Raw genomic sequence first — 21,493 nt, 5'->3', positions numbered from 1 at the left:
AGCAATAGAAGTGAAAATAGTATTCACCGGTGTCGAATAATTGACACTTTTTGTCTTATTTGTTAAAGCAACGGTTTTTAAATTTATAAAGCTTTATGGATAATTTACTTTTGCTGCTATGTATACCCTTAAGAAATCATTGGGCCAGCACTTTTTAAAGGATGAAAATATCTGCCGCAAGATCGTAGCTGCCTTACAGGAGCATCCATTTTCAAAGTTATTGGAAGTAGGGCCGGGAGGGGGAGCATTGACAAAATACCTGGTGCAAATGGAATCCGTCGATTTTAAAGCGGTAGAACTGGATGATGAAAAGGTTGACTTCCTTTTAAAAACGTATCCTGCGCTGAATGACAAAATCATTCATAAAAGTTTTTTGGAAATAGAAAAGCCATTTGATGAGCCCTTCACTGTTATTGGCAACTTCCCTTATAATATTTCTACCCAAATACTTTTTAAAATACTCGAATGGAAAGAAAGCGTGGAGTGTGTGATCGGCATGTTTCAAAAAGAAGTAGCGCAAAGAGCTGCTGCTAAAGAAGGCAATAAAACGTATGGTGTTCTGAGTGTATTGGTACAGGCTTTTTTTGATGTAGAGTATTTGTTCGATGTAAACGAAAAAAGTTTTATTCCGCCGCCCAAAGTCAAAAGTGGTGTCATCAGGCTTTTGCCCAGGAGACAGTCACTTGTCATGAAAGGTGAAAAAGAATTCTTCCTTTTAGTAAAAACAGCTTTTAACCAGCGAAGAAAGACATTGCGAAATGCGGTGAAAGGGTTGTTTGAAGCAACTACACTCAAAGATGATCTGTTTAATAAAAGAGCAGAACAATTATCAGTTCAGCAATTTGCTGACCTGACATTTAGAATGAAGTAAAGAATACGTTTAAACCAAATAAAATAAATTCTCCTTTAAGGGATAGGGACATGAAAAAAGTAATTATAACCGCCAAAGTACACGACTATCTTTTTACCATTTTACAAAAACATGGCTATGAAATAATCAACAAACCAAAGATCACCTATGATGAATTGGCCGATACGATTTCGGAAGCAAGCGGATTGATTGTTACAACCCGGCTGAGAATCGACAAAGCGATATTGGACAAAGCAACTGCTTTAAAATGGATCGGGCGCCTTGGAAGTGGACTTGAATTGATCGATACGGGGTATGCGAAAAGCAAAGGAATAAAGTGCTATAGCAGTCCCGAGGGCAACTCCAATGCGGTAGCTGAACATGCACTGGGAATGCTGTTAAACCTGATGAACAACATCAATATTTCTTGCAGCGAAATAAAAAAAGGTCTTTGGCGAAGAGATGAAAACCGGGGTATTGAATTAAACGGAAAAACCGTAGGTATAATCGGCTTTGGAAACACAGGCAGCTCCTTTGCCAGGTTGTTAGAGCCTTTTGGCGTAACCGTACTGGCCTACGATAAGTATAAATTTGGCTTCAGTGAAGGATATATAAAAGAAGCCAGCATGGAACAATTGGGTCGTTATGCGGATGTTATTAGCTGGCATGTACCCCTGACAGAAGAAACCTTTCATGCGGCTGATTCGTCTTTCTTTAACTCCCTCCAAAAGACTCCTTTTTTATTAAATACATCACGGGGGAAAGTAGTGCATACCGTCCATCTTATTGAGGCATTAAAAGCCAAAAAAATCGCCGGCGCAGCATTAGACGTGTTGGAAAATGAAAAACTAGATACCCTCGCCGCGCAGGAAAAGCAAGACCTGGATTGGCTGCTGGAACAACCTAATGTACTGATCACTCCCCATATTGCCGGGTATAGTCACGAAGCCTTGTACAAAATGGCCAAAGTGTTGACGGATAAAATATTTGGGAATGAATGATTTCATCATTGCCGGATAAAATATGCGGCTGCCGGCTTTTTGTTTAGAAATATGTTTCCTATCTTCGTTGCTCAATAGTGCAACGCTTCAGTGAACCCTGGGGCGTTGTTATTTTTTTTTATCTATATCAAAGGAGGCGAGTATGAGTATTCAATACGTTACCAAAGAGACATTTGAGCAAATAAAAGCTGACCTACAGCACATGAAAGGTGTGGACAGGCCGGCTGCGAGCAGGGCTATTGCAGAAGCAAGAGAGAAAGGTGACCTGAAAGAAAATGCAGAATACGATGCGGCAAAAGAAGCGCAAGGAATGCTAGAAGCTAAAATCGCCTTGCTGGAAGGGCAGTTGGCTAACACCAGGGTGATCGATGAATCAGCAATCGATACCAGTAAGGTCTCTATTTTGACCAAGGTTACACTGACCAACCTGAAAACAAAAAAACAGGTGACTTACCAAATTGTGAGTGAAACGGAAGCCGACCTGAAAGCAGGCAAGATATCGGTTACATCTCCAATCGGGAAAGGTATATTAGGCAAACAGGTGGGCGAGACAGCCGATGTACAGGCACCGGCGGGTGTTATCAGTTTTAAGATCGATAATATTACAGCATAAAAGCTAATAGTAAGTTTTATTTTAAACCTCCGGTAGCGGAGGTTTTTTTATTTTATAAGTCAATAGATTTGTAAGCGAAATAGCAAATATGCTAAAACGGATTTATTATTATTTGCTTTCCGTTAAATCAAAACTTTTTGGTGGTATGACAATATTTTCAAAAATCATTGCGGGGGAAATACCCAGCTATAAAATTGCTGAGAATGATAAATTCTTTGCTTTCCTCGATATTTTCCCGTTGCGGGAAGGGCATGTTTTAGTGGTTCCCAAAATACCTGCCGACAACTTTTTTGATTTGCCAAAAGAGTACCTGGATGAACTGCTTGTATTTGCCCAACCCATTGCAAAGGCAATCGAAAAATCATTTGACTGCAACCGTTGCGGTATTAGTGTGATTGGTTTGGAGGTGCCCCATGCACACATGCATTTGATACCGATCAACCAGGCAAATGATCTGAATTTTACACAACCTAAATTAAAAGTGTCAGAAGAAAGGATGAAGCAAATACAGCGATTGATCGTTGATAACCTGGCTGGCTAAGTATTCTTACCGGTTATCATTTCCTGTCACTACTACCCGTGCCGGGTTTTTTTTAATAAAATCGTCCCATCCTTTTAATGGCTTAGCTGTTTTTAATATAGCATTGGTTTGAAAATGATGACAAACAGCTACTGCCAGTGCATCGGTTGCATCATAGGAATGCGGATCTTCTTTTAGTGAAAGTAATTGTTGCAACATTTTCCAGACTTGTTCTTTATCGGCATTGCCATTGCCCGTAACAGATTGCTTTACCTTTTTGGGAGAATACTCGGTAACAGGCAGGCCGGCCTGCATGGCAGCAGCAATGGCTACGCCCTGCGCACGGCCGAGTTTGAGCATACTCTGCACATTTTTACCATAAAAAGGGGCCTCAATTGCAAACTCATGTGGTTTATATTTTTTTATAAGCTCATCAACTTTTTCATGTATTAAATGCAGGCGTTTGTAATTGTCTTTTTGGGATGATAATTTCAATACATGCATTGTTTTCATTTTAACAGTATTGCCATTTATTTCAATAATGCCATATCCCATCAATAAAGTTCCGGGATCAATGCCCAGGATTATTTTAGCAGACTTTTGCAAGTGAAGTGTATTTTTACAGGATTATTTAAACGCTGCGATCAGGTCAAGATTTTCAGCCCGAAACTACAAAAACAGGGTGAATAGTTTGGCAAAGTTTGGGTTCCTATGCAAATAACAGACAGGCAAAAAAAGTTTCTGCGGATTTTTATCAATTCATTCCTGGGGCCAATTCTTTTTATTTGGCTTTCTTATTCTATTTACCGGCAAATATTACTTCAGCCGGGATTGGAGCAATCCTGGAAACATATAAAACAATCGTTCAGCAGCGGAACGATGTGGAATCTTGCCGGTGTTTTCGTTTTGATGCTGACCAATTGGTCCATTGAAACTTTTAAATGGAAGTTGGCCGTTCAAAAAGTACAGCGGATAAATTTCTTTACCGCATTCAAAGCAGTATTATCCGGTATTTCTTTTTCCGTTACTACGCCAAACCGGGTAGGGGAATATCTCGGAAGGGTGTTATATATGAGTGATGGCAATCGTTTGAAAGCAATTTCTTTAACCATTACCGGAAGTATCAGTCAATTAATAGTGACCTTATATATGGGCCTTACCGGAATGATCATTCTTCGGGCATCCATTGAAAATGGGCATTTGCTATCGTCATTTTGGTTTGACACTTTATTGTATGGGGGTATTGGTGTGACGGTTTTTTTAACAGTATTTTATTTTCGCCTGTCATGGGTAGTTAGATGGATAGACAGACTTCCGTCGAGCAGAAGGTATGCCTGGCTGATTGAAACATTAGAGGAATTTAATGCAACTTTACTATTGCAAATAATGTCTTTATCTGCACTTAGGTTTATTGTATTTATCATTCAGTATTACCTTTTGTTCCGGTTGTTTGATGTTGATGTTTCGTTGTGGCAGGGATGGTGGGCCGTGAGTGTATCGTTCCTGGTAATGGCGGCTATTCCCACTATTGCTCTTTTTACTGACCTGGGGTTGAGAGGCAAAGTGAGCCTGCTGTTGGTGGGGTTGTTTAGTAAAAACAGCCTCGGAATAAGCCTGACGGCAGTGAGTATTTGGTTTATTAATTTGATAATTCCTGCACTGGCAGGTAGTTTGCTAATTTTGAGCATAAAAAAAATATTTAAAAATAATAATGCTTCGGCTGGTCAATAGCAATTGTGGCATGCAAGTGGCATAGATGTTTGGCAGTAACCAGGCGGATCAAACTGATAAATTGATTTTCTAATGAAGGGAGTAATAAAATTAGTTGCTATACCGGTTATTGCATTAATGGCTTTTTCGACAAAGGCAGAGACACATTACCAGGACCAGTGTTCCATTAAAAATACAGCCTTTAAGGCCGGTGAAAGAATTTCGATGACGGTATACTATGCGGTAGCAGGAGTGTATGTTAATGCCGGTACTGCTACGTTTACCAATACATTGGAAACATTAAATAATAAGCCGGTTTATCATATCATCGGTGAAGGAAAAACGAACTCGTCTTATGACTTTTTGTATAAGGTAAGAGACAAGTATGAAACGTATATTGACACTGTGACGATGCAGCCGCTAAAGTTTATCCGTAATGTGTATGAAGGTGGGTATAAGAAATACCAAAACGTTACTTTCAATAAAACCGCCAACACCGCAATAACTAATGAGGGAGTGTTCAATGTTCCTACCTGTGTGCAGGACGTAGTGAGTGCCGTATTTTATGCCCGGAATGTAGACTTTTCGAGGTTACAGCCGAATGATAAGATTGCTTTTTCCATGTTTCTTGACAACGAGGTGTTTCATATGTACATCCGCTACCTTGGCCAGGAAACGCTGAAAACCAAGTATGGTAAATTCAGAACCATCAAGTTTAAGCCATTACTTCTCAAAGGAACAATCTTTGAAGGTGGCGAGCATATGACGGTATGGGTTACCGATGATTTGAACCGCATTCCCGTAAGAATTGAAAGCCCGATCTCAGTAGGTAAAGTAAAAATTGATATGATGAGTCATGAAAATCTTCGTTACCCGCTTTCATCGCTTATCCGCAGAAGGGATTAATCAGGTTCTCAAGCTATAACATCATAGGCTTAAATCATTTCCTCCAATTTGAAAAAGTCTTTAGGGCGAATACCCCTGTCGGTCTGTTGCAGGTTGCAACATTCATAGAATGGATCATGCTCAAAAAATAATATATAATCATTCTCCAGGGCTTCGGTCAAAAAAGCTTTTTTTTCATTCAATGTGGTCATTGGGAACATATCATAAGCCATGACATAAGGAAGAGGAATATGTCCCTGTGATGGAAGCAGGTCAGCCATATACACAATTGTTTTGCCGTTATACTTTAGCTGAGGCAGCATCATTGCCTGTGTATGACCATTTACAAATCGAATGGAGAAATTATCGGCAAACGAAACCTGGGCTAACTGGCTCCCATTGGATTTAGCGGTTTCAGTAAATTTCAATTGGCCGCTTTCCTGGATGGGTAGAATGTTTTCCTTTAAAAAAGAAGCTTTTTCCCTCTCATTGGGTTTTACGGCCCAATTCCAATGTTCTTCATTGCTCCAATAAATGGCATTTTTAAACGCGGGAACCAGTTTTTCACCCTCTCTTAGAATGCTTCCGCCGCAATGATCGAAATGCAGGTGAGTAAGAAATACATCGGTAATATCATTGCGGTTGAAACCATATTTTGCCAATGATTTGTCCAGTGTATCATCACCATGTAAATAATAATGGCCGAAAAATTTTGCATCCTGCTTATCACCCATACCATTATCTACAAGTATCAATCTTTTTCCGTCTTCAATCAATAATGAACGAAGAGCCCATGAACACATATTGTTTTCATCAGCCGGGTTGATCTTGTTCCAAATGCTTTTAGGGACAACACCAAACATTGCTCCGCCATCTAGTTTGAAATAACCGGTATTGACCGTATAAAGATTCATGATATCAGTTTTTGAACAGAAGATTTTCTTAAAAGCCGAAGTTAAACACTAAGCAATAAACAATCGAATTATTGGCTTTGCACAGCTGCTTTGCTTCCATTTTTGGTGGAAATTGTATACAGCAGGAGGAGTAAGCCTATTACAAAAAAGATCATGAGTGCTAAAACGGATGAACGTTGAGAGCCGGTAAATTCATTGATATACCCAAAGCTAAACATGCCGATGACGATGGCTACTTTTTCTGTGACATCATAAAAGCTAAAAAAGGAGGCGGTATCTTTTGTTTCAGGCATCAATTTAGAATACGTAGAACGGCTTAGTGATTGTATGCCTCCCATTACAAAACCAACAACGGTTGCTAATAAATAAAACTCCATAATCCCCTTTTTGGGAATCATGTAGCCGGACAGGCAGATGCCGATCCAAAAAGCAATCACAATCATCAATGCCTGGAAATTGCCAATCTTCTCTGATAGTTTAGAAATTGCAAAGGCACCGGGAATGGCGATCAATTGGATAATAAGAATAGCGATTATAAGATTAGTAGTAGGAATTTCCAATTCACTTTTGCCGTATAATGTAGCCGCAAGCATGACTGTTTGCACTCCCATATTATAAAAGAAAAATGAAAGAAGGTATCTTCTGAGGACTGGCAATTGCCATACTTCACGCCATACCTTTTGCAGTTCTTTATATCCCTTTGCAATAATGTGATGGGTGAGGTCTCCTGTGCCGGCTGGTTCCGACTTCGGTAAACGGCTCAACGAAAATTGTCCAAATCCCCACCACCAGATCCCCACCAATAAAAAACACAATTGGTATTGGATAGATGTTTCTTTATTACCACCAATCAGCTCAGGTTTAAAAACAAACACAAAGCAAATGATTTGGAGCAGCACACTTCCTACATAGCCATAAGCAAATCCTTTGGCACTGATGCGATCCCGATCCTGCGGCGCAGCAATCTCGGGCAAAAAAGAATTATAATAAACAAGACTTCCCCAAAAACCCACACAAGCTACTACCAGGCTGATTAAGCCCATAGTGAGAGTGCTTCTTCCAAAAAAGAAAAGTGAGGCACAGGCAATGCTTCCCATGGTAAGAAAAAAATTCATGAAGTTTTTCTTATTGCCTTTGTAATCGGCAATAGAGGAAAGCAATGGAGAAATAATCGCTACCAGTAAAAATGCGAATGCCAGTGCATAATTGTACAAGGATGTATTAACAAACTCCCTCCCAAATAAGGTGATAGTATCCTGTGTGGTGGCTTCAATCCCATCGCCAGTCACGGCTTCAAAATAGGCAGGAAATATTGTGGAAGTGATAACAAGATTGTAAGCTGAATTGGCCCAGTCATACATGGCCCATCCATTTACTACTTTCTTCGGAGCCGTCGTCATATATAAAAATGCTTTCGGTAAAAATAGGGATTTAGCTGACGCTAGATAAACAGAAGGTCCATCTTGCAAAAACGGGATAAAGAGTGAGGGAGATTATTTTAGTGATGATGCTTTAATAGCGGAAGAGAGGGAATTTAATGGAGTTGCTTTTTAATTTGACTAATTGATCAATACCGTTAAAAATATTCCCCGGTTTAACCAATCAACTTGCAAAAACAATAACCGGTACAAATAAAAATATCAATACTTTTTTTAAAAGTTATCGCCATTGAATCAAAAAAACTTAAATGAAATCAGGGGAAACATCATTTTGTCTCTTTCAATCATTTTCCGGTGAACACAGTTTATCCGGGTTTGCAACTTTTGAAACTGTTTTTTACTAAGTAACTATATAAATTATGCGCTTGTTAAGTAGGAATTATACTAAAGAGAAGTGTAGTGAAAACTACCTTTCACAATAATAAGTATTTATTTATTTTCGTCCTGATACATTAAGGTTGTATCAGTTAAATATTTGAATCCACTACTATGAAAAATGCCACCACCATTATCGTAGGTATTCTTATTTCCGCGATCTGTGATGCTCAAAGCATTTCGTCCTCAGTTGTCAACGTAAGTGGCGGCACAGCTAAAAACGGTTACTATCAATTTGAATGGAGTATTGGTGAAATGGCATTAGTGAACCAAATGCAATCAGGCAATCAATTGATTGTTTCAAATGGATTTCTGCAGCCTTATCTTTTGTTTCCCGGAACTTTCTATGGTCAGGGTCAGTTTGCGACAGAGGAGGTCAAAGTTTTTCCTAATCCTGCATCCCGTTTCGTTGAAATAAATTTTTTTACCAAGCAAAAAGGTCAGGTCACATTCGGGTTTTACGATATGCTTGGAAAGAAAGTCTACGCTCAACAAATAACTTGTAATGGAGTGGATCTTATACATCGTATTCCTTTGACAAATTTGCCAAGTGGTAGCTATCTGCTTCAGATAATTCTTGAGGGTGACCCCGGATACTTATCAAAGCATGGAACGTATAAAATTTTAAAAATTGAATAATAAACCATCCAATTCTATTTACGAACCAAAAACTACCTGCATGAAAAAGATTTTACTCTTTTTGCTGATCCTATATTCTTCGATCCTTAATGCACAGGTGCCCAACCAGATCAACTACCAGGGTATTGCAAGAAATGCGGTTGGAAATGTTATACCAGGCAAAAACATTGCAATTCGGTTGTCCATACGTGATGGCAATGCAACGGGAACAGTAGTATACAGAGAGGTAAGAAATGTCACTACAAGCAACCTGGGCCTGTTTAGTATAGCTATCGGAAGTGCGGGTGCAGTTAACGTGACAGGAACTATATCAGGGATCAACTGGAATGCAGGAGCAAAATTTCTGCAAGTGGAAATTGATCCCGAAGGTGGATCGAATTTTCTTGATCTTGGCGCCGGTCAATTACTGTCAGTGCCTTATGCACTGTTTGCAGGAAATGCTGCCAGTAGTACGCCGACTGGTTCGGCAGGCGGAGATCTTTCAGGCATTTATCCAAATCCGGATATCAAACCCGATGCTATTACGAGCTCAAAACTTTCAGATGGCGCTGTTGTAACAAATAAACTTGCCGATAATTCCGTCAGCACTTCAAAGATTGTTGATTCATCAGTGACTTCCGCAAAACTTGCAGCCGGCGTTATTCCAACATCACTGCCTCCAGGCGGAACAGCGGGTGGTGATCTTACAGGCAACTATCCAAATCCAGGCATTACAAATGGGGCGATTACCAACGATAAAATCGCTGATAATTCTGTTACAACTTTGAAACTTGCAGATGGTGCAGTGGCAACAAATAAACTGGCAGATAACTCTGTCAGCACTTCGAAAATCGCTGATGCATCCATAACAAGTGCAAAACTTGCAGCCGGCGTTATTCCAACATCACTACCTCCAGGCGGAACAGCCGGTGGTGACCTTGCAGGCACCTATCCCAACCCAACAATTAAAAATGGAATTATAACCAATGGCAAACTTGCCACTAACTCTGTGACCACATCGAAGATCGCCAATGCATCAGTTACATCAGCGAAATTGGCAGCAGGAGTTATTCCGACAACATTGCCTCCGAGTGGAACAGCGGGTGGTGACCTTACAGGTAGTTATCCCAATCCAACGATTACAAATGGAGCTATAACCAATGGCAAGCTTGCCACTAACTCAGTAACAACTTTGAAGATCGCCGATGCGTCGGTAACATCAGCAAAGCTTGCAGCGGGAGTTATTCCAACCTCATTACCACCGAATGGAACAGCGGGTGGTGATCTTACAGGCACTTATCCCAATCCAACCATTACAAATGGAGCAATTACCAATGGCAAGCTTGCCACTAACTCAGTAACAACTTTAAAAATTGCTGATGCTTCAGTGACGTCAGCAAAATTGGCAGCGGGAGTTATTCCAACCTCATTACCACCGAATGGAACAGCGGGTGGTGATCTTACAGGAAGTTATCCCAATCCAACCATTACAAATGGAGCAATTACCAATGGCAAGCTTGCCACTAACTCAGTAACAACTTTAAAAATTGCTGATGCTTCAGTGACGTCAGCAAAATTGGCAGCAGGAGTTATTCCGACAACATTGCCTCCGAGTGGAACAGCGGGTGGTGACCTTACAGGTAGTTATCCCAATCCAACAATTACAAATGGAGCAATAACCAATGGCAAACTTGCCACTAACTCGGTAACAACTTTGAAGATCGCCGACGCTTCGGTAACATCAGCAAAACTTGCAGCCGGCGTTATTCCAACGACATTGCCTCCAAGTGGAACAGCGGGTGGTGACCTTACAGGCACTTATCCCAATCCAACAATTACAAATGGAGCAATAACCAATGGCAAGCTCGCCACTAACTCAGTAACAACTTTAAAAATTGCTGATGCTTCAGTGACGTCAGCAAAATTGGCAGCGGGAGTTATTCCAACCTCATTACCACCGAATGGAACAGCGGGTGGTGATCTTACAGGAAGTTATCCCAATCCAACAATTACAAATGGAGCAATAACCAATGGCAAGCTCGCCACTAACTCAGTAACAACTTTAAAAATTGCTGATGCTTCAGTGACGTCAGCAAAATTGGCAGCGGGAGTTATTCCAACCTCATTACCACCGAATGGAACAGCGGGTGGTGATCTTACAGGAAGTTATCCCAATCCAACAATTACAAATGGAGCAATTACCAATGGCAAGCTTGCCACTAACTCAGTAACAACTTTAAAAATTGCTGATGCTTCAGTGACGTCAGCAAAATTGGCAGCGGGAGTTATTCCAACCTCATTACCACCGAATGGAACAGCGGGTGGTGATCTTACAGGCACTTATCCCAATCCAACCATTACAAATGGAGCAATAACCAATGGCAAGCTTGCCACTAACTCAGTAACAACTTTGAAGATCGCCGATGCTTCGGTGACATCAGCAAAGCTTGCAGCGGGAGTTATTCCAACCTCATTACCACCGAATGGAACAGCGGGTGGTGATCTTACAGGCATTTATCCCAATCCAACAATTACAAATGGAGCAATAACCAATGGCAAGCTTGCCACTAACTCAGTAACAACTTTGAAGATCGCCGATGCTTCGGTAACATCAGCAAAGCTTGCAGCGGGAGTTATTCCAACCTCATTACCACCGAATGGAACAGCGGGTGGTGATCTTACAGGAAGTTATCCCAATCCAACCATTACAAATGGAGCAATTACCAATGGCAAACTTGCCACTAACTCAGTAACAACTTTAAAAATTGCTGATGCTTCAGTGACGTCAGCAAAATTGGCAGCGGGAGTTATTCCAACTTCATTACCACCGAATGGAACAGCGGGTGGTGATCTTACAGGCACTTATCCCAATCCAACAATTACAAATGGAGCAATAACCAATGGCAAACTTGCAGATAATTCTGTATCGACTTCAAAAATTATCGACGCCTCGGTGACCTCAGCAAAACTTGCAGCAGGAGTCATTCCAACATCATTGCCACCGGATGGGGCAGCAGGAGGTGATCTTACGGGAACTTATCCCAATCCAACTATTGGAGCAGGAGTAATAACAACGGCAAAGCTTGCGGACGATGCAGTTACCACTTCAAAAGTATTGGATGGTTCTATTACCATGGCAAAACTTGGCCCCGACGTAGTGTTTGGAGGAGGGGGCAGTCCAACAGGTCCGGCAGGAGGTGATCTCTCAGGAACGTATCCGAATCCAAATATTGGTGCAGGATCGGTAACTAATTCAAAAATTGCAAACGGTGCTGTCATCACTCCTAAAATTGCTGACGGCGCAGTAAATACAAATAAACTTGCCGATAATTCTGTATCGACTTCAAAAATTATCGATGCATCTGTTACTGCCGCCAAACTTGCAGCCGGAGTTATTCCGACATCATTACCCCCTAGTGGAACAGCGGGCGGTGATCTTGCAGGCAGTTATCCAAATCCAACCATTACAAATGGAGCTGTTACCAATGGTAAGCTTGCTGACAACTCTGTTACAACTTTGAAGATTGCTGATGCGTCAGTGACCTCGGCAAAACTTGCAGCGGGTGTTATTCCAACGTCATTACCGCCGGATGGAACAGCAGGAGGTGACCTTTCAGGGACTTATCCCAATCCAACTGTTGGAACAGGTGTGATAACAACTGCAAAACTTGCCGATAATTCTGTATCGACATCAAAAATTATTGATGCGTCTGTTACTTCCGCCAAACTTGCGGCCGGTGTTATACCAACAACGCTGCCACCGAGTGGGACAGCGGGTGGTGATCTTACAGGCAGTTATCCAAATCCAACCATTATAAATGGAGCTGTTACCAACGGCAAGCTTGCTGATAACTCTGTTACAACTTTGAAGATTGCTGATGCGTCAGTGACCTCGGCAAAACTTGCAGCGGGTGTTATTCCAACGTCATTACCACCGGATGGAACAGCAGGAGGTGACCTTTCAGGGACTTATCCCAATCCAACTATTGGAACAGGTGTGATAACAACTGCAAAACTTGCCGATAATTCTGTATCGACATCAAAAATTATTGATGCATCTGTTACTTCGGTAAAACTTGCTGCGGGTGTTATACCAACAACCTTGCCACCAAGCGGAACAGCAGGAGGTGAGTTAGCAGGAACCTATCCCAACCCAACTATTGGAACAGGTGTGGTAACAACTGCAAAGCTTGCCGATAATTCTGTATCGACTTCAAAAATTATTGATGCGTCCGTTACTTCGGCAAAACTTGCAGCGGGAGTTATTCCGACAACCTTGCCACCAAGCGGAACAGCAGGAGGTGAATTAGCAGGAACCTATCCCAATCCAACTATTGGAACAGGAGTAATAACAACTACAAAACTTGCCGATAATTCTGTATCGACATTAAAAATTATCGATGCTTCAGTGACTTCCGCCAAACTTGCGGCCGGTGTTATTCCAACAACACTACCACCGAATGGAAGTGCGGGAGGCGATTTAGCCGGAACATATCCTAACCCGTCGGTAAATAAATTGCAGGGAGTTACAGTCAGCAATACTGTACCAGCCAGCGGCCAGGTATTAAAATTCAATGGCACACAATGGGCGCCTGCAGCTGATGCCGGTCTTACGTTGCCTTATTCTGCCACAGCCACCAATGCTTCGAGTCTTTTTTCCTTGTCAAACCAGGGAGCCGGTGCGGCTTTAGAAGGTACTAATGGCTCAACAGGTGCAAACACAATCGGCGTTATCGGAAGAATATCTTCAGCTGCTGCCGGAAGTTCATCTGCCGGCCTTCGCGGAATAAATAATGGAACAGGCGTGAATGGTGTGGGTATTTGGGGTTCACACAATGGTTCTGGCGCCGGTGTTTATGGAGTTTCCACTTCGGGTAACGGGGTATATGGAAATTCAACCAATGGAGTTGGAGTTTTCGGAACCAGTACAGATAATATAGCTGGTTACTTTGACATCTCTAATTATTCAAGCTCATGGGATGCATTAAGTGCATATAATGTAGGAACCGGTAGCGGTGTTTCGGCCATTTCCGAAAACGGTCACGGTGTTTGGGGTATTACTTATAGTCCAACCTCTGCCGGACTGTTGGGATATAATTTTGGTGGCGGTGAAGGTATTGTCGGTCTGACAGGAAGCAATAGCGCAGCAGCCATCGTAGGTAGAAATACCGGGACATTTGGAGGTGTACAGGGCATCGGTGATGCAGATGGTGCAACAGGTGTGTTGGCCCTGGCAAACACTAATGGTTATGTCAACGGTAATGCATTGGTAGCGGCTATTGAAGGAGCAGATGTGGGAAATCCTGCAGTATTTATGGCGAATGGCGTGAACGTCGCACGGATTGATGAAACCGGTAAAGGATTTTTTAACGGGGGAACACAGGTTGGGGGCGCAGATGTGGCGGAATATTTCGATGTTGAAGGTGATGTAAAAGAATATGAAGCGGGTGATGTGCTTGTGATCTCCGAATCGTCTGACCGCACCGTAGAAAAATCATCGACTGCTTATTCTACATTGGTTGCCGGTGTATACGCAACAAAACCAGGGCTGCTGCTGACAGAAAGGAATGCAGAACAGAACCGGTTAGATGACATGGTGCCAATGGGTGTGATTGGAGTGATACCCACAAAAGTTTGCCTGGAAGGCGGTGCTATTAAACGGGGCGACCTTATCGTTACTTCTTCAATAAAGGGAGTTGCCATGAAAGCAGATCCTGATAAAGTAAAACCCGGGCAAATTATCGGAAAAGCATTGGAGGGTTTTAACTGCGAAGGAACAGGAAAGATCAAAATTTTAGTCAGCGTGAAATAATTTTAACTATCAATCATTCTTTATGAAAAAGCAAATCAAAATATATTTTCTTCTTACTACAATAATCCTTGCCGGTACCATAGCTGTCAATGCGCAGCAAAAAAAGGCAAGCGATATAACATTTGAAGAAGAGATGAAAAAAGTAAATGAAAAAAGAGCTGCACGGTATAATTATATCAATAAAATCCGGCAATCAACCCCGGTTGAAAGCCAGGCGCCGAGACCAGCGGATCAGAATATAAATACCGGCGCAGGCACAGCTTCAACTTCCGCACCGTCAGCAGCAAACCAGGCACCAGCTAATTTAAAACCTTCACAACAGGTTATGAGAGCTCCAAAGAAGCCGTTGTAATTAAACTGAGCTTTGGAGTTTCTTTCGCAGATAAATGAGTTTTATAAAGATAGCAGCTCTTAGATAAAGGCCCGGGGCAATCCTGAGGAACGCCTCGGGCCTTTTCCATTGATGCTTTTTATTTAATAGAGGAAAATGTCCGGGAAATAAGAATTACAGGAATAAGCCTGGATGGCGCTATTTACCGGACTATAATACTTTGAGGTTGCGTAATTAAAAAAACATTCACCGCAATTATTGTATCTATAGATTTTCCAGGAATACCCGTTGAGTCATTTCTACGAATGAGGATTCAGCAGTTTATCTTTCTATAAAACCGGTAAACAGGAGTATCAGCAAAATAATCCCGGCAATGATCCGGTACCAGCCAAATACTTTAAAGCCATAAACTTTCAGGTAGGTAATAAAAAAACGGATCGCTAAAATGGCTACTACAAAGGCCACGATATTTCCTACTATAAATGCCGTGCTGTTTTCTTTTGAAGCGATTATGATTTCGTAGCCTTTTTTTACAACACCCGTCTGCTCCCATTTTTTTATGAATAATGAATAGGCCGTGGCGGCAAGCATGGTAGGCACAGCCAGGAAAAAAGAAAACTCAGCAGCAAGGTTGCGGGTGAATTTTTGCTGCATACCACCGATGATGGAAGCCGCACTGCGGCTTACTCCCGGGATCATAGCAACGGTTTGCCAGATGCCTGTGATAAAAGCTTTGCCGTAGGTAATTTTATCATCTGATTCAATGGCGGGCTTGTTGAATGCTTTGTCTATAAAAAGTAAAATAAGACCTCCGGCCAACATCGTGATAGCAACTATCATCGGGCTTTCGAGCATGATATCTATCTGGTCTGAAAAAATATAACCCAACACCAAAGCAGGTACTACCCCGATGATCAGTTTGATATAAAACTGCCAGCGGCTAAAATCAAAGAATTTTTTCCAGTATAATACAACCACAGCCAATATTGCCCCGAGTTGTATTGCCACTTCAAATAGTTTCGTAAACTCCTCCTTGTGAATGCTTAAAAAAGTGCTGGCAATGATCATGTGGCCCGTAGAAGAAATCGGCAGAAATTCCGTCAACCCTTCCACAACAGCGATAATGATAGCTTCAAAAATGCTCATTGACTTGGTTGAAAATTTGAATAGGAGATCGAATTAAAAATAAAAAACCGATTTAAAAACTTGATGAACTTTCAAATTTTCAAATCGGTCAGTCCGATTATTTTTTTATTATGCTTTGGGTTTTTTGAAAATAGCATAGATCTCGATAACAAGCCCGGCCAAAATCAGGATAGGCGCTATGGTAATCCTTGTTGTACTATACACTTCATCTTTGTTAAAGACAGTTGGGTCGCTGCTGCTGCCACCTGACATCAGGAACATCCCAATGGTGATTACCAGGGCGCCAATGCCCATCCAGATATAGTTGTCTTTTGAAAAAATAGAGGGTGTAGTCTTGTTTTCAGCCATTTTTTATCGATTTGGTGTCGCAATATAGGGATAAATGGGCTAAGAGTTTAAAAGAGGAAAAGAGGTAAAAGAAAAGACACGGACCCGAAAAAGTGACTTTCCGTATCAGCAGGAACCTTTCGACTAACTTTTTTTTCTTCTCTCTTTTTATCTCTTAGTTTAATACAGATCATCCAATTTCATTCTCAGGTATTTCAACACACTGCGGTGGGTGCTGAAAAGAGTGATGCAAATGCCTAATACAATAAGGCCGGCAAAAAGTAAGGCCAGTGTGGTATTGTCATGAATAGCTTTCATTTCAGGCAAAATTCTTTCCGCTCCAAAAATCACCAAAACCACGGCAGTTATCGCAATAATCCCGCTTAAGGCGCCATTGATAATAGCCCTGATATTCATAGGCTTGGCAATAAACCATCGGGTCGCCCCTACCATTTGCATAGTCTTGATCAGGAAACGATTGCTGAACATGGCCAGCCTGATAGTATTATCGATCAGGATGATCACTACCAGGGCAAGAAGAATGGCAACAGCCAATAAAATAACGCTGATGCGCTGAATATTCTTGTTAAGATTGTCAACCAATGCTTTCGGGTATCTTACTTCACTGATATAGGTCTGTTGTTGCAGGTCAGTTTGTATCGCAGCCAGCGAGTCACTATTCATGTACTCCTGTTTTACCTTAAAGTTGATGCTGTTGGGTAGAGGGTTTTCCTCAAGCACCTTATCCCAGTCTTCATTACCATCGCCAAGATATTTCTTTTTTGCAGCCTCCTTGGTCACAAACTCCATAGATCTTACATAAGGCTTTGCTGAAATATATTCCATAAGTGCGGCACTGTCTTTTGGGTTCAGGTCACCGCGGAGATAGGCGCCCACTTCCACATTTTCTTTAAAATAATTGCCCAATTTGTTCGCATTGATCACCAGCCAGCCGATAATCCCCAGGAGAAATAATACCAGTGTGACCCCGAGGATAGACATAAAATAGGAGGGTTTGCCACGTTTGCCGTAGCCTTTTCCAGTTTGAGCCATAGTATCGAATTTTTTAGAAATGAATGGGTTGCCGCCCCGCTTTCATTTATTGTTTCGATCAAATGTAACCGGGGCAGGCAAAATTAACGGATTCAGGGTACAATCAGTATTTTTGCTGCCCAATTAAACGATTGTAACAGGTTGATATTGCCGTATATAAAAAGTTATTTGTTAAAGATTTGTTGAGTTGGCAGTAGCGCAATCCGGACGTAACCAAAGGATCACCGCCGTTGTTTCCGGCAAAATCTGCATTATACATTGCGGAATTAAATTGAATCAAGCATAGCTATGGAATACGATTTTAGAAAAATTGAAAAAGAATGGCAGGAGAAATGGGTGGAGTCAAAAGTTTATAAGGTTTCCAACGAGTCCACAAAACCCAAATATTATGTGTTGGATATGTTTCCTTATCCAAGCGGCGCCGGCTTGCATGTTGGTCATCCATTGGGTTATATCGCCAGTGATATTTATGCACGTTATAAAAGGCTGAAAGGTTTTAATGTATTACACCCGATGGGTTATGATGCATTTGGACTGCCTGCGGAGCAATATGCCATCGACCATGGCATACATCCTGCGGTATCAACCCATGCGAACATTATCAATTTTCGCAAGCAGCTTGATAATATCGGCTTTTGTTTTGATTGGGACCGCGAGGTAAGGACCAGTGATCCGCAGTATTATAAATGGACGCAGTGGATATTTCTTCAATTATTTCATTCATTTTATAACAGGAAAACAAATAAAGCAGAAAGAATTGAAGAATTGATTAAAGCATTTGAGAAAGAGGGGAACCGCTCACACCCAATGCCAAACTCTCAATTCATGTTCACATCATTTAATTCGCATGACTGGAAACGGTTTGATGAAAAAATGAAACAGGATGTATTGATGCAATACCGTCTTGCTTATTGCGGCTATGGCGAAGTGAACTGGTGTGAAGCATTAGGAACTGTGCTTGCCAACGACGAAGTGATCAATGGAGTGAGTGAACGTGGCGGCCATCCTGTGGTAAAAAAGAAATTGCGTCAATGGTATTTGCGGATCACCGAATATGCTGATCGCTTGCTGGAAGGATTGAACCGGATTGATTTCAGTGAGGCGATGAGGGAGATGCAAAGTAACTGGATAGGGAAGAGCAGCGGTGCGGAGATGGATTTTAGAATCCAAATTGGCGAACCTGTAACAACAACCGGCGAAACTATTCAAAAAGACTCGTCGCTTTCTGAAGTGACTGTATCCACAGTAACAACAGAAATGGATGAAGCGCTTAGAGTTTATACTACGAGGCCCGACACCATCTTCGGTGTTGACTTCATGGTCATCGCACCGGAACATGAATTGGTTGAACAAATAACTACAGAAGAACATAAAATAGCAGTTGAAGATTATATAACTTATGTAAAAAGCCGCAGCGAGAGAGAAAGAATGGCGGAAAAAAAGATCACGGGTGTTTTCACCGGAGCTTATGCCATCAATCCTTTCAACGGAAGAGAAATTCCCATCTGGATCAGCGAATACGTATTGGCAGGCTATGGAACCGGCGCCATCATGGCGGTGCCCTGTGGCGATGAAAGGGACCATAAGTTTGCCAAACATTTTAATATACCGATCACCAATATTATTGGTTCGCACTACAATGGTGAAGAAGCCAATCCTACGAAGGATGCCATCCTGGAAAATTCAGGTTTTATCAATGGCATGCTGATGCGTGATGCGATTGAAGTGGTGATTAAAAAAATTGAAGAGCTCGGTATTGGTATCCGCAAAACAAACTATAAAATGCGGGATGCGGCCTTTAGCCGCCAACGATACTGGGGTGAGCCATTTCCGATACAATGGAAAAATGGAACAGCTTATCCGCTGGATGAAAAAGAGCTGCCATTGGAATTGCCGCATGTAGAAAGTTATAAGCCCGGACCGGAAGGCGAAGGTCCCTTGGCGAATATCCCGGAATGGGTGGCAAGGGAATTGGAGACGAATACTATGCCGGGCTATGCCGGCAGCAGCTGGTATTTTCTGCGTTATATGGATCCGCAAAATGATAAAACATTTTGCGACCGCAAAGTATCCGATTACTGGGGACAGGTGGATCTATACATTGGAGGTACCGAACATGCAGTAGGGCATTTATTATACAGCCGTATGTGGACAAAAGCTTTGTATGACCTCGGTTATATCGGCCATGATGAGCCATATAAAAAATTGGTGAACCAGGGCATGATCCAGGGGAGCAGCAGGTTTGTAAAAAGAGTTCAGTTTATCTCTAATGATGATGGAATTATAGCTACAAGATTCGTTTCACTCGGAGTTTTTAGAAAACTGGAAAGAGAGATTGATGGACTGGAGTTAAAACAAATCATTGAAGTCGTTTATAGTAGAATATTTGGCGATCGCCGAATTGACTTGCAAAGAGTAAAAGAGGTTTCTTTTTCTGAACTACACGTCGATGTAAATATTGTAAATGGTGTGGAGCTAGATATTGAAGCTTTTAAAGGATGGCGGGAAGAGTATAAGAATGCGGAATTTGTTTTAGAAGATGATAAGTATATCTGTGATAGCCTCACAGAAAAAATGAGCAAACGTCTTTACAATACAGTCAACCCAGATGATCTGGTTAATAAATACGGTGCCGATACATTCCGCATGTATGAAATGTTCCTGGGTCCTGTAGAAATGAGTAAACCCTGGGATACCAAGGGCATCGAAGGTGTTCACCGCTTTCTGAAAAAACTCTGGCGCCTGTTTTACGATGAGTTGAAAGGGAAAGTTTGGAATGAAGAAAAAGCAACAGAGGCTGAGTTGAAAGTGCTGCACAAAACCATCAAACAAATTGAAGAAGTAACCGAACGCTTTAGCTTCAATACCGGTGTCAGTGGTTTTATGATAGCTGTCAATGAATTGACGGATCTGAAATGTCACAAAAAAGAAATACTGGAAAAATTGCTGATACTGCTTACGCCTTATGCACCGCATATTGCTGAGGAATTATGGTCGCAGCTTGGAAATAGTGGAACAATATTGGATGCACAATATCCTGTATACGACCCGAAATATTTGATCGAAAGCAGTAAAGAATATCCAATCTCGGTAAATGGTAAATTGCGTACAACGATGAATATTTCATTAGATGCAGCGCAACCGGAGATCGAACAGATTGTTTTGAATAATGAAGTGATACAAAAATGGCTGGATGGCAAACCGCCTAAAAAAATCATTTTTGTCAAAGGAAAGATGGTTAATGTAGTAGTATAATGTGCAAATGAGCAAACTTGTCTGCCGACAGGCAGGTGTGCAAATGAAAAGGATTCCAGTTTTGTTTTTTGTCTGAACTTTGATCTATGGCAAAACCTTCATTGGAACTGATTGAAGCATTAAGAGAAACGGCACGCCGTCTTCATAATGGTGCTAATTACAGTTGGGGCCATCATGGCGCTTGCAATTGCGGTAATCTTTTGCAGGTGATCACGCCACTCAGTGAAGGAGAAATTCTTCGTTATGCTCATACAGGGGTTGGCGAATGGACTGAATTGGCAGAGGAATATTGCGGTGTTACCAATTCCCCGGTTAGCCTGGTAATCTCAAAACTGGAGCAAGCTGGTTTAACGCCGGTGGATATCCGTCATATCGAATGCCTGACAGACCGGGAAGTATTGGAACATTTACCCGGTGGTTTTCGCTGGCTAAGGAAAAATGTGCGGGAAGATGTGATCCTTTATTTCGAAGCATTTGCTGCTATGCTGGAAGAAAGATTAATTCAATCAGTTAATATAAATGTGAAAGAACTCCTGGCGACCCGGGTGTGTGCACAGGTATAATTTTGGTGAACCATAAAAACTAAGGTTTACCAAAGATCCCATGAATTTATTAACAAGTTCAATTGGGTCACTTGTTATCAT

Annotated in this window: 17 protein-coding genes; 11 read left to right on the top strand and 6 right to left on the bottom strand. The window is 41.6% G+C overall.

All coding sequences use genetic code 11. The features are described 5' to 3' along the window. Positions 1 to 118 precede the first annotated feature (118 nt). The 4 genes from rsmA (at position 119) to P2W73_RS16305 (ending at position 3,005) form a co-directional block, all read left to right on the top strand. Positions 119 to 871, top strand: a complete 753-nt coding sequence (gene rsmA / locus P2W73_RS16320) for a 16S rRNA (adenine(1518)-N(6)/adenine(1519)-N(6))-dimethyltransferase RsmA (protein WP_276503146.1) — start codon at positions 119 to 121, stop codon at positions 869 to 871. Between the two features lie 50 nt (positions 872 to 921). Beyond that, positions 922 to 1,851, top strand: coding sequence for an NAD(P)-dependent oxidoreductase (locus P2W73_RS16315; protein ID WP_276503145.1), 930 nt, complete (start codon positions 922 to 924; stop codon positions 1,849 to 1,851). Positions 1,852 to 1,993: 142 nt separating this feature from the next. Beyond that, complete coding sequence (greA, locus tag P2W73_RS16310; RefSeq protein WP_276503144.1) at positions 1,994 to 2,464, top strand: transcription elongation factor GreA; 471 nt, start codon at positions 1,994 to 1,996, stop codon at positions 2,462 to 2,464. A gap of 145 nt (positions 2,465 to 2,609) precedes the next feature. Then, complete coding sequence (locus P2W73_RS16305) at positions 2,610 to 3,005, top strand: HIT family protein (protein WP_276503143.1); 396 nt, start codon at positions 2,610 to 2,612, stop codon at positions 3,003 to 3,005. Positions 3,006 to 3,011: 6 nt separating this feature from the next. Here P2W73_RS16305 and ruvC read toward each other — a convergent pair whose 3' ends face one another. After that, positions 3,012 to 3,590 (bottom strand): crossover junction endodeoxyribonuclease RuvC, encoded by a 579-nt coding sequence (gene ruvC, locus P2W73_RS16300; RefSeq protein ID WP_276503142.1) that lies wholly within the window; start codon positions 3,588 to 3,590, stop codon positions 3,012 to 3,014. A gap of 105 nt (positions 3,591 to 3,695) precedes the next feature. Between ruvC and P2W73_RS16295 the strand changes: the two genes are divergently transcribed. Both P2W73_RS16295 and P2W73_RS16290 read left to right on the top strand, forming a co-directional pair. Then, on the top strand, positions 3,696 to 4,715 hold the full coding sequence (locus tag P2W73_RS16295) for a lysylphosphatidylglycerol synthase transmembrane domain-containing protein (protein WP_276503141.1): 1,020 nt from the start codon (positions 3,696 to 3,698) through the stop codon (positions 4,713 to 4,715). A 72-nt stretch (positions 4,716 to 4,787) separates the two neighbouring features. Continuing rightward, complete coding sequence (locus tag P2W73_RS16290; RefSeq protein ID WP_276503140.1) at positions 4,788 to 5,600, top strand: DUF3108 domain-containing protein; 813 nt, start codon at positions 4,788 to 4,790, stop codon at positions 5,598 to 5,600. 29 nt (positions 5,601 to 5,629) lie between these two features. On the opposite strand, the gene P2W73_RS16285 is transcribed toward P2W73_RS16290, so the two are convergent. Continuing rightward, positions 5,630 to 6,493 carry an MBL fold metallo-hydrolase gene (locus tag P2W73_RS16285; protein WP_276503139.1) on the bottom strand — a complete coding sequence of 288 codons (864 nt, stop codon included), beginning with the start codon at positions 6,491 to 6,493 and terminating at the stop codon, positions 5,630 to 5,632. A gap of 68 nt (positions 6,494 to 6,561) precedes the next feature. Further along, a complete protein-coding gene (locus tag P2W73_RS16280) occupies positions 6,562 to 7,893 on the bottom strand; it encodes an MFS transporter (RefSeq protein ID WP_276503138.1) in 1,332 nt (443 codons plus the stop codon). Between the two features lie 528 nt (positions 7,894 to 8,421). Here P2W73_RS16280 and P2W73_RS16275 point away from each other — a divergent pair. The 3 genes from P2W73_RS16275 to P2W73_RS16265 are packed head-to-tail and all read left to right on the top strand — an operon-like array spanning position 8,422 to position 15,089. Further along, positions 8,422 to 8,946: a T9SS type A sorting domain-containing protein gene (locus P2W73_RS16275; protein WP_276503137.1), complete on the top strand. Its 525-nt coding sequence runs from the start codon at positions 8,422 to 8,424 to the stop codon at positions 8,944 to 8,946. A 40-nt stretch (positions 8,947 to 8,986) separates the two neighbouring features. Beyond that, entirely contained in the window at positions 8,987 to 14,737 is a 5,751-nt protein-coding gene (locus tag P2W73_RS16270; RefSeq protein WP_276503136.1) for a beta strand repeat-containing protein, read from the top strand. A gap of 22 nt (positions 14,738 to 14,759) precedes the next feature. Then, complete coding sequence (locus tag P2W73_RS16265; protein WP_276503135.1) at positions 14,760 to 15,089, top strand: hypothetical protein; 330 nt, start codon at positions 14,760 to 14,762, stop codon at positions 15,087 to 15,089. 300 nt (positions 15,090 to 15,389) lie between these two features. Here the strand turns inward: P2W73_RS16265 and P2W73_RS16260 are convergent, their stop codons facing one another. The 3 genes from P2W73_RS16260 to P2W73_RS16250 form a co-directional block, all read right to left on the bottom strand. Further along, a complete protein-coding gene (locus P2W73_RS16260; protein WP_276503134.1) occupies positions 15,390 to 16,214 on the bottom strand; it encodes an undecaprenyl-diphosphate phosphatase in 825 nt (274 codons plus the stop codon). A gap of 108 nt (positions 16,215 to 16,322) precedes the next feature. Then, entirely contained in the window at positions 16,323 to 16,562 is a 240-nt protein-coding gene (locus P2W73_RS16255) for a DUF3098 domain-containing protein (RefSeq protein ID WP_276503133.1), read from the bottom strand. Between the two features lie 159 nt (positions 16,563 to 16,721). Then, the gene (locus P2W73_RS16250; protein ID WP_276503132.1) at positions 16,722 to 17,594 is read right to left on the bottom strand and encodes a cell division protein FtsX; all 873 of its coding nucleotides are present in this window, start codon (positions 17,592 to 17,594) and stop codon (positions 16,722 to 16,724) included. A 288-nt stretch (positions 17,595 to 17,882) separates the two neighbouring features. Here P2W73_RS16250 and P2W73_RS16245 point away from each other — a divergent pair, with 288 nt between their 5' ends. Next, positions 17,883 to 20,849 carry a leucine--tRNA ligase gene (locus tag P2W73_RS16245; RefSeq protein WP_276503131.1) on the top strand — a complete coding sequence of 989 codons (2,967 nt, stop codon included), beginning with the start codon at positions 17,883 to 17,885 and terminating at the stop codon, positions 20,847 to 20,849. A gap of 86 nt (positions 20,850 to 20,935) precedes the next feature. Beyond that, on the top strand, positions 20,936 to 21,412 hold the full coding sequence (locus tag P2W73_RS16240) for a hypothetical protein (RefSeq protein ID WP_276503130.1): 477 nt from the start codon (positions 20,936 to 20,938) through the stop codon (positions 21,410 to 21,412). The last annotated feature ends 81 nt before the right edge of the window (positions 21,413 to 21,493 follow it).

It is taken from the genome of Terrimonas pollutisoli, assembly GCF_029360765.1.
GTDB lineage: Bacteria > Bacteroidota > Bacteroidia > Chitinophagales > Chitinophagaceae > Terrimonas_B > Terrimonas_B pollutisoli.
The sequence above is the reverse complement of the archived record's forward strand: the minus strand, read 5'-3'. Positions and strand labels throughout refer to the sequence as shown.